At 59.3% G+C, this 3,280-nt stretch carries 4 protein-coding genes; all 4 read left to right on the top strand.

Features of this window, described 5'->3' with window-relative positions; genetic code table 11:
• On the top strand, positions 1-181 hold a 181-nt coding region (locus Q0216_RS05965), incomplete at its 5' end, for a hypothetical protein (RefSeq protein WP_298593731.1).
• Between the two features lie 9 nt (positions 182-190).
• The gene (locus tag Q0216_RS05960) at positions 191-1,174 is read left to right on the top strand and encodes a CPBP family intramembrane glutamic endopeptidase (RefSeq protein ID WP_298593729.1); all 984 of its coding nucleotides are present in this window, start codon (positions 191-193) and stop codon (positions 1,172-1,174) included.
• A 143-nt stretch (positions 1,175-1,317) separates the two neighbouring features.
• Positions 1,318-2,625 (top strand): M18 family aminopeptidase, encoded by a 1,308-nt coding sequence (locus Q0216_RS05955; protein WP_298593728.1) that lies wholly within the window; start codon positions 1,318-1,320, stop codon positions 2,623-2,625.
• Positions 2,626-2,879: 254 nt separating this feature from the next.
• Complete coding sequence (locus Q0216_RS05950) at positions 2,880-3,227, top strand: hypothetical protein (RefSeq protein WP_298593726.1); 348 nt, start codon at positions 2,880-2,882, stop codon at positions 3,225-3,227.
• Positions 3,228-3,280 lie beyond the last annotated feature (53 nt).

Here is a 3,280-nt window from a genome sequence, read left to right as displayed (position 1 = left end):
TATTATCGCTACAAATTATGGCATAGGTTCAGAAAATGAACCCCGTGAATGGTGGATTTTTGACCTTATTCACGGCTTTTTCAATGGTTTTGAAACATTCCGCATCAATCAGTACTTGAAGGTTTCCGCATGCCCGGTCACCACCGAACCCGCTGAGACTAGGATTAAAGGCTGGGGCTAGGATTAAAGAATGAACACGACACCGTCCCCCGCACCTCCGCGCCTAGCCGCCGGAACCCCCGCGGCTACTACTGCGCCACCTGCCGGTCTTGCCTACCACCGTCTCTCCCACGCCGACCCGCACGCCCGCTGGTTCTCACCCCTGCTGGAAGGTCTGCTCGGCGCCGCCATATTTATTGGCCTCAACCTGATGATTTCAGTTGCCCTGTTTATGGCGGTTAGGGGTTCGGGGGTTTCCCTCCAGGACGTAGCCACGAACCGTGCCGTCATCATGGAGCACCCGGCGCTGTTCGCGCTGACCTTCCTCTCCCTCATCGCTATCGTGCCTTCGCTCTTTATTGCGCGCCTGGTCGTGGGCCCCAAGCCCTGGGGCCTGATCCATTCGGTGGCGGGCCGCCTGCGCCGCTCGCTGCTGCTTCCGTACCTGGGTTTGAGCTTTGCGGTGTACGGCATCTACTACGCCGTAGCGTTGGCGGTGAGCGGTGCGAGCCTGCCCGAATACCGCTATTTTCAACCTCCACAGGTTGAATTTTGGGTTTATGTGGCGATGATGCTGCTCCTCGTGCCCGTGCAGTGCTACGCCGAAGAGCTCGCCTACCGCGGCTTCATGATGCAGATGCTCGGCCGCTGGCTCCGCACCCCCTGGCTGCCGATTGTGCTGCCCGCAGTGCTGTTCATGCTCTCCCACGCCTACGATCCCTGGGGTCAGAGCACGATTCTTGCGATGGGTATTTATGCCGGTTTCCTCTGCTGGTACACCGGCGGCCTGGAAGCCTCCATCAGCCTGCACGTGGCGAATAACGTGATCCTGTTGCTGCTGTCCATGGTGGCCGGTCTGGATCCCTTCGGCTCCGAGGGCGTGACCCCCATGGATGCGCTGCAGGGTATCGCACTGGAAGGCCTGTACGTGGTGCTCGCCTGCCTGATTTTCAACGCACGCGCTCGCCGCGGCGAGGTTTCACGTGAAACACAACCTCTCAAGGTTGATAAATAGGCTATTTAGCGGGTTGCTCTAGCTTGGCTACCTCGCCCGCCCCTCCCGCTCCATACGAGCCTCACCAGGGCTCATACTTCACACCGCGTGGACTATCAGCCCCGGTCACCCCGTCAACACCCAAGAAAAGGTAGGGTTAAACCATGACTGTTGATGCTGTAAAAAATATTGAAGACCTCGCCGCATTCGTGGCGGATTCGCCGGTCTCTTACCTCGCCGCGCGCACGGTAGCGCGCCGCCTGCAAGCAGCAGGCTTCACCGAGCTTGTAGAGACCGAAGCATGGGGCCAGCAGGTGGCAACCGGCCGCCACTTCGTCGTCCGTGACGGCGCGATTATCGCCTGGGCTGGCGGCGCGAAGGCGCAGAAGGCAAGCGGCTACCGCGTGCTGGGTGCACACACCGACTCGCCCTCCCTGAAGGTCAAGCCCTCCTCCTCCATCACCACGAAGGGCTGGCACCAGATCGCTGTTGAGAACTACGGCGGCGCACTGCTGAACTCCTTCCTGGACCGCGAACTGTGCGTGGCGGGCCGCCTCACCATTCTTGAGGGCGGGGAGCTGAAGGACCGCCTGGTGCGCACCGGCCCGATTGCGCGCATCCCGCAGCTGGCGCCGCACCTGGACCACAAGCGCAACGAACTGGTGCTGGACAAGCAGTTCAACATGTACCCCGTGTGGGGTGTGGACCCGGCGGAGAATGATGTGCTCGGCTACATGGCGAAGCACGTGATTGACGGCGAGCCGGTCGACCCGGAAAGCATTGTGGGTTATGACCTGCTGTTTGCTGATTCGCAGCCGCCGCGCCGTTTTGGTGCCGATCAGGAGCTGTTCGCCTCGGGTCGCCTGGATAACCTGTCTTCGGTGCATGCGGGTTTGACCGCCCTGGAGCGTTACGTTGCCGATAACGCGGACGAGCACGCCACCGAAACTGTAATGCTTGCGGCGTTCGACCACGAGGAGCTCGGTTCGGAGTCGCGTAGTGGTGCGGCTGGCCCGTTCCTGGAGGATATTCTGGTGCGCCTGTCCGCTGCGCGCGGTGAGAGCACGGAGGAGTACCGCCGTTCGGTGGCGGCGTCGTTCTGCCTGTCGGCTGATGCCGGTCACCTGGTGCACCCGAACTATCAGGGTCACCACGACCCGACCGTTCAGCCGCTGCCCGGCGGTGGCCCGCTGCTGAAGATTAACGCGAATCAGCGTTACGCGACGGATTCGGTGGGTGCTGGCGTGTTCGCGGCGGCGTGTGCGAAGGCTGGTGTGCCGTATCAGGAGTTCGTGTCGAATAACAATATGCCGTGCGGTTCGACGATTGGCCCGATTACGGCGACTCGCCTGGGTATGCGCACCGTGGATGTGGGCATTGGCTTGCTGTCGATGCATTCGATGCGCGAGATGTGCCATGTGGACGATATGGCGTACATGACCCGCGCGGTGGAGGGCTTCTTCCGCCTCTAAATTGAATCCCGCTGAGGTATGAACAGCTGGGGTGTGGGCGCCGGGAACCTTAGGGTCCCGGCGCCCATATTTTTTAAAAATTTTTTCGGAGGTGTTTACCTCTTGAATAGGGTTCATGTTTGCCGTAAAGTAACCCACAATACGTTATACACGTGTTGCACACTACTTGTTTTTGAGAAGTTTTCACCAATGATGGTGCGCCATCAGCTCGTCACCGGCGTAGCGAGCGAACCCCAACATGAAAGGCGGTTCCCATGTTCTTCGGTATTTCTCTGATTCCGCTGGCGGTTTTGGTCATTGTGGGTCAGCTGAAAAAAGCACCACCAAGGTTGCTAAACAACCCTGGCTATCAGAAGGAGAGGGAGCAGGTGCGAAAGCACCGGCGCATCCTGGATATGCTCGGCGTGATTTTCGCTCTTGCCTTGATGATTATTCAGTGGGGTAACGCCTCGTTCTCGCTTGCTTTTCATGCGTTTGTTATTTGGGTGGTTCCCCGGCAGCTGTATGATCTCTGGCAGAAGTTCAATGTGCCGCGTGGGGTACTCTTCGCGTGTGCTGTTGCGCTAATCATTATTGAGTTTGGGTTGGCGCTCCTACCCTAACCTGAGCCGTGTATAACAACTGTGGCGGTGACCGAACAACGGTCACCGCCACA

It is taken from the genome of uncultured Rothia sp., assembly GCF_937976295.1.
GTDB lineage: Bacteria > Actinomycetota > Actinomycetes > Actinomycetales > Micrococcaceae > Rothia.
The sequence above is the reverse complement of the archived record's forward strand: the minus strand, read 5'-3'. Positions and strand labels throughout refer to the sequence as shown.